A 1,653-nucleotide genomic window follows, 5' to 3' on the forward strand; every position below is an offset into this window, starting at 1 on the left:
ACCTGTGCCGGTGCCCGGGCCTATTCCGATCCCCGAACTCGACACGCCGATCCCGGGGGCCCTGTGACCCTGCGCCGGCGCGGGACCGCGCTGCTCCTCGCGGCCGCGGCTACCACGGTCCTCGGGACGACGGCGTGCGCACCTCAGCCGGTCATTCCTCACGATCGGTGCAAGACCACCTCCGCCGACAACGACGCTGGCGCCGGTGGCCAGCTGCGCGCGTCCGGGCCGATCACGGCGCCCACGAAGGCCGGGACCACCACGTTCACCTCCGGTTTCGGGCCACGGTGGGGTACCGAGCACAAGGGCGTCGACTTCGCCGGCGCCGTCGGTACGCCGATCTACGCCGCCCTCGACGGGGTCGTGGTCCGCTCCGGTACGGCCACGGGATTCGGGCACTGGATCGTCATCGATTCCCTCGTCGGCGACACACCGGTGTCCACCGTGTACGGGCACATGTTCGCCGACGGGCTGATCGCCCGTGAAGGCCAGCAGGTCAAGGCCGGTGACCACATTGCCAATATCGGCAACGACGGTGAGTCGACCGGCGCCCACCTGCATTTCGAGTACTGGGAAGGTGGCCGCTTCCAAGGCGGCACCGCCGTCGACCCGATGACCAAGCTCGGCGGCGCCGCAACGACCACCGATACCGCCGCGGGTTCGGACAATATTGAGCTCGCGGCCGCGACATCGCCGATCGACTGCGCGGGCTTCGGCACCGTCGGTGGTGGTGAGCTGGCCGCCGGATCGGTGCCTGCCGAATTCGACCCGTGGATCCGCAAGGCCGGCAGCATCTGCCCCGGCATTCGGCCCCCGATCCTGTCCTCGCAGCTTTACGCCGAGAATCAGTTTCGGCACGGCGCCAACGCCCCGGTCTCACCGTCGGGTGCGCTCGGGCCTGCGCAGTTCATGCCCGGAACCTGGGCGACCTGGGGCAAGGACTACGACGGCGACGGCAAGGTCGACCCCAATTCGATCGGCGACGCAGTCATGGCCCAGGGGCATTTCATGTGCGCGCTCAATGACCAGGTCAACGCCGCGCTCGCGGCCGGCACGGTGACGGGAGATCCGGTCGAGCTGTCTCTGGCCGCGTACAACGCCGGTTTCGGTGCGGTGCAGTCGCACCGCGGTATTCCCCCATATGCCGAGACCCAGAACTACGTCGCGAAGATCGTCCTCGGCCAGGCCAAGTACACGTCCCTGAGTTCCACCGGCCGCCTGGTACCGAATGGGTCGAAGGACGGCGGCCAGGTCGTCGCGGCCGCGCGGCAGTACCTCGGCACCCCCTATGTCTGGGGTGGAGGTAGCACGGGCGGACCGTCCGGCGGTGGCTTCGACTGCTCCGGACTGACCAGCTACGCGATCTTCACCGGCAGCGGTGGCAAGGTCACACTGCCGCGGACCTCGGAGCAGCAGTGGACCGTCGGCATCGAGATCCCGATCGAGCAGGCCCAACCGGGCGACCTCGTATTCGGATCCTGGGCCGCTTCCGGACCGGGTCACGTCGGCGTAGCGCTGGGAGGCGGGCGCATGATCCACGCCCCGACCACGGGTGACGTCGTGAAGGAAGCGCCGCTGATGAGCGGGATGAAGGCACGGAGGGTGATGTGATGAGTGGACTGCCCGCAACTGTTGCAGGAGGACCGAGATGAG

Annotated in this window: 1 protein-coding gene; it reads left to right on the forward strand. The window is 68.6% G+C overall.

What is annotated here, in order from left to right; all coding sequences use genetic code 11:
- On the forward strand, nt 1-1,611 hold a 1,611-nt coding region (locus tag ACFVXN_RS18420; RefSeq protein ID WP_389235968.1), incomplete at its 5' end, for a peptidoglycan DD-metalloendopeptidase family protein.
- Nucleotides 1,612-1,653: the final 42 nt, after the last annotated feature.

Origin of the sequence: Cellulomonas sp. NPDC058312 (genome assembly GCF_042880135.1) — a bacterium.
In the GTDB taxonomy this organism is placed as follows: domain Bacteria; phylum Actinomycetota; class Actinomycetes; order Actinomycetales; family Cellulomonadaceae; genus Cellulomonas.